3 protein-coding genes and 1 pseudogene are annotated in these 4,815 nt (G+C 40.1%); all 4 read left to right on the top strand.

The features are described 5' to 3' along the window. The first annotated feature begins 197 nt into the window (after positions 1 to 197). On the top strand, positions 198 to 1,058 hold the full coding sequence (gene aac(3)-IId, locus FTV34_RS16335; protein ID WP_000557454.1) for an aminoglycoside N-acetyltransferase AAC(3)-IId: 861 nt from the start codon (positions 198 to 200) through the stop codon (positions 1,056 to 1,058). A gap of 12 nt (positions 1,059 to 1,070) precedes the next feature. After that, positions 1,071 to 1,409: pseudogene (locus tag FTV34_RS16330) on the top strand (AAA family ATPase); the annotation flags it as partial. A 65-nt stretch (positions 1,410 to 1,474) separates the two neighbouring features. After that, the gene (locus tag FTV34_RS16325) at positions 1,475 to 3,982 is read left to right on the top strand and encodes a DEAD/DEAH box helicase family protein (RefSeq protein WP_368856426.1); all 2,508 of its coding nucleotides are present in this window, start codon (positions 1,475 to 1,477) and stop codon (positions 3,980 to 3,982) included. A gap of 247 nt (positions 3,983 to 4,229) precedes the next feature. After that, on the top strand, positions 4,230 to 4,796 hold the full coding sequence (locus FTV34_RS16320) for a recombinase family protein (RefSeq protein WP_006581699.1): 567 nt from the start codon (positions 4,230 to 4,232) through the stop codon (positions 4,794 to 4,796). Positions 4,797 to 4,815: the final 19 nt, after the last annotated feature.

The raw sequence follows: 4,815 nt of genomic DNA, 5'->3' as shown, positions 1-4,815 counted from the left end.
TAGACAAAATGACACCAAATGAGTTTTACTATGATCAGCTACCCCAACAAAACAAGGTGGCTTAACTAGAGCGGAATATCACTTATAAATACGCTTTTAGTTGTTCAAACAAGTGGGACCACCTCTATATCTCGATAGGTATAGTAGAGTGATATCTCGATAGGTATAGTGTTTTGCAGTTTAGAGGAGATATCGCGATGCATACGCGGAAGGCAATAACGGAGGCGCTTCAAAAACTCGGAGTCCAAACCGGTGACCTCTTGATGGTGCATGCCTCACTTAAAGCGATTGGTCCGGTCGAAGGAGGAGCGGAGACGGTCGTTGCCGCGTTACGCTCCGCGGTTGGGCCGACTGGCACTGTGATGGGATACGCGTCGTGGGACCGATCACCCTACGAGGAGACTCTGAATGGCGCTCGGCTGGATGACGAAGCCCGCCGTACCTGGCTGCCGTTCGATCCCGCAACAGCCGGGACTTACCGTGGGTTCGGCCTGCTGAATCAATTTCTGGTTCAAGCCCCCGGCGCGCGGCGCAGCGCGCACCCCGATGCATCGATGGTCGCGGTTGGTCCGCTGGCTGAAACGCTGACGGAGCCTCACGAACTCGGTCACGCCTTGGGGGAAGGATCGCCCGTCGAGCGGTTCGTTCGCCTTGGCGGGAAGGCCCTGCTGTTGGGTGCGCCGCTAAACTCCGTTACCGCATTGCACTACGCCGAGGCGGTTGCCGATATCCCCAACAAACGGTGGGTGACGTATGAGATGCCGATGCTTGGAAGAGACGGTGAAGTCGCCTGGAAAACGGCATCGGATTACGATTCAAACGGCATTCTCGATTGCTTTGCTATCGAAGGAAAGCCGGATGCGGTTGAAACTATAGCAAATGCTTACGTGAAGCTCGGTCGCCATCGAGAAGGTGTCGTGGGCTTTGCTCAGTGCTACCTGTTCGACGCGCAGGACATCGTGACGTTCGGCGTCACCTATCTTGAGAAGCATTTCGGAACCACTCCGATCGTGCCTCCGCACGAGGCCGTCGAGCGCTCTTGCGAGCCTTCAGGTTAGAGGCCGTCGACAATGATAATCTGGATCAACGGACCTTTCGGCGCCGGAAAGACGACGCTCGCTAAGCGGCTGCGCGATCGGCGTTCCAAATCGCTGATCTTTGACCCCGAGGAAATCGGGTTCGTGGTGAAAGAAACGGTCCCCATGCCAGCGAGCGGAGACTATCAGGATCTCCCCTTGTGGAGGGGACTTACGATCGCGGCGGTCAGGGAGATTCGAAGGAATTACTCGCAGGACATCATCATCCCAATGACGCTCGTGCACCCGGACTATCTGACTGAGATACTCGACGGGGTAAGGCGGATCGACGATCAGCTGCTGCACATCTTTCTGACGCTCAACGAGGACCTATTGCGTCACCGGATCGCGAACCAGACCATGCATCCTGACCCGAATCGAAATGCGGAGATTCGAGAGTGGCGATTAGCGAATGTCGCCCGATGCTTGGCCGCAAGGGAACGGCTTCCATGCACAACCCGAATGAAGCAGATATACGTTTCAAGCATTTGTTGTTTAATATGGCAACTGGATCAGGTAAAACGATGGTCATGGCCAGTGCAATTCTTTATTTGTTTAAGGAATATGGCTACCAAAATTACATTTTCTTTGTACATACGGATGCAATTATCCAAAAAACTAAAGAAAACCTTTTAAATAAATTATCGTCTAAATATCTTTTTGCTCAATCTATTGAAATAGAAGGGGAACGTATAGTTATTGAAGCAGTCGATACATTCCCAAGACAGCCAAGTAAAAATACCATTTACTTAAAGCTATCAACGATTCATAAAATCCATGATGAGTTGAATAGCTATAAAGAGAACAGTATTACTTATGAGGATTTAGCTGAAATTCCACTTGTTTTATTAGGAGATGAAGCGCATCACTTTAATGCTGAAACAAAAGCTAAGGGGAAATCTAAGACTTCAACAGAGTATGAGGAATTAACTTGGGAACGTACTATTGAGCGTATCCTTGCCTTAAAAGACAAAAATCGTTTATTAGAATTTACTGCGACAATTAATTTAGAAAATAAGGAAATATACCAAAAGTACAAAGATAAAATCGTTTATCAGTACGACTTAAAGAAATTTATGACTGATGGTTTTTCTAAGAAAGTCATGCTTTTAGAAGCTAATCAGCATGATGATGAAAAAATGATTGATGCCGTTTTATTAAGCCAATATCGTAAGTTAGTGGCAATTAAACACGGTATTAAGGATTTTAAACCAATTATTCTATTTAAGTCGAATAAGATTGCAATTTCTAAGGCTAAGCAAGATCAATTTACCCAAATTATCAATGATTTAACCCCAGAAAAGGTTAAGCAGCATTTAGTGAATAAACAAACACAAATTACTTCATCAAGTAGTATTTGGAATAAAGTAATTTCTTATTATCTAAAACAAAATCTGATAACAATTGTGGAAAATATACAAGATGATTTTAAAGAGCTTAATATTTTAAACGTGAACAAATCAGATATTCTAGAAGAATATCCCGTTTTATTAAATACTTTAGAAAATCCTGATAATCCAATACGATTAATATTTGCCGTTGCGAAAGTTAATGAAGGTTGGGATGTTTTAAACTTGTATGACATTGTTCGCATAAGTGAAAGTGCATCATCAACTAAATCAGGAACTGATAGTGAAGCGCAGTTAATTGGGCGTGGAGCAAGGTACTATCCATTCATTTTGAACGATGAAAAAAGTTTTATTCGTCGTTTTGACTTAAGTACAAGTGAACTCAGTGTTTTAGAACAATTACATTATCATACGATCAATGAACCTGCTTATATTAGAACTTTGCATCAATCCTTAGAGCAAGCTGATATTGTTGTAGATACAGATGGGCAAGGTATCGTTGAACATGCCAAGCTCAAGCCTGCTTTTAAAGATTCTCACTTTTATAAACATGGACAATTATTTTTTAATGAAGTTGAAGAAATTACAGGACAAGAACGTTCGTGGACTTCATATTCATTAGAAAAACAGTATGAGATTTCTTATAAAACTGCTAATGAAGTTGGACTCGATAATCTAACTGGCAATCAAAACACTGTATTACATACGCAGACTTTACAGCTAGATCAGCGTTATTGGTTTAAAGCTTTACAGAAAATTAGGTTCTTTGAATTTAGTAATCTAAAACACTATTTCCCTGATTTAAGTAGTCTTGAAGAGTTTTTATCTGATTCTCAATACTTAGGTGGATTAACAATTAATGTGAACTTACCTAGTAAGCTCAATCTAAGTGATCTTCCTCCTCGGGAGAAATTACAACTTCTGGAAACAGTTTTGACAAGGATTTCTGAGAACATTCGTCGTAACTATCAGAAATACAGAGGCACATACCGTTTTATTAGTAAACCGTTAAAAGATGTAATTACTGATTATACTGTTCATGTTGATCCAAATATGATGATCAATCAAAGAATCACATCAGAGAGTACCATTGGGAAAAAATGGTATGTCTATGATCAGGCTATCCTGAATCAGTTAGAACATAAGCTTATTAAGCTGCTAGAACAGTTTATGCAGAAACTGAATACTAAATATGATGATATTTACATTATTCGTAATGATGAGAAAACTACACGCTTTAAATTAACCGAATTTAATGGTGTCCGAGGTTTTATGCCTGATTTCATTATGTTGATGAAGGATAAGGCCAATGATGATATTTATTATCAGGTCTTTTTAGAACCAAAAGGCGATGATCGTTTGATACAAGATGCATGGAAAGAAAACATGCTAGAAAAAATAAATGATCCCAACCTTATTATGGTTGAAAGTGATGAAAATGTACGTTTAGTAGGCGTTAAATTCTTTGCTGAAAGTAAACGACATGAATTCATTAAAGACTTATCAGACAAGTTATATGACAGTCAGCAGTTAGAAGCGCAGTCATTATTAATTTAGGTTTTCCAATATGAATTAACAAACAGTAAAAAATCCGATTTCAAGAAATCGGATTTTTTTATCTATAACAACTTACGTATTGCATGAATGACAAATTAAAAAAGTAACTAAATATTCTGTATCTATAGAGTATAGCCTAACGGAACAAAATAAAGTCTTAAAAAGCAACTCAAAAACCGTATTTATAGACTTAATATTTAATTTCGGTACAATATGTATTTAATTATCTAAACTCTAACGGTACAGAATGCCTAATCAGGTCGGATATATTCGAGTCAGTTCAACTGAACAAAATACTGAACGTCAATTAGATGGAATCAGCCTGGATAAGACCTTTACTGAAAAGGCAAGCGGTGGTAGCCGTGAACGTCCTCAGTTAAATGCAATGCTCGACTATCTGCGTGAAGGTGATACGGTGCATGTTCATAGTATTGATCGTCTGGCACGTAATACAAATGATCTGAACGAAATTGTGAATAGTCTGAATGATCGTGGTATAACCATTATTTTTCATAAAGAGAATTTGACCTTCAGTCATGATGTAGCACAATCGGCAATAAATAAACTCATGTTTCAGATGCTTGCTGCATTTGCAGAGTTTGAACGCTCCATGATCCGTGAGCGTCAAAAGGAAGGAATTGCAAAAGCCAAAGCGAAGGGCTTATATAAGGGAAGAAAGCGGAAGGTTGACTATGTTGAAATACGAAAAGCAATGGCTGAAGAAAATTCAACATTTAGAGGTGTTGCAGAAAAGTTTAAAGTAGGGATAGCAACAGTACAAAGAGCTTTAAAAGAAGAAACTAATAATCAATAAGGTTGATTAATGAAGACGC

The organism is Acinetobacter sp. YH16038 (genome assembly GCF_013417275.1).
Taxonomy (GTDB): Bacteria; Pseudomonadota; Gammaproteobacteria; order Pseudomonadales; family Moraxellaceae; genus Acinetobacter.
Note: the sequence above shows the minus strand (reverse complement) of the source record. Positions and strands in the feature narration are given on the sequence as shown.

Excerpts from the sequence above, each read along its gene's own strand:
- FTV34_RS16320 (WP_006581699.1), top strand. The coding sequence starts at position 4,230 with ATGCCTAATCAGGTCGGATATATTCGAGTCAGTTCAACTGAACAAAAT.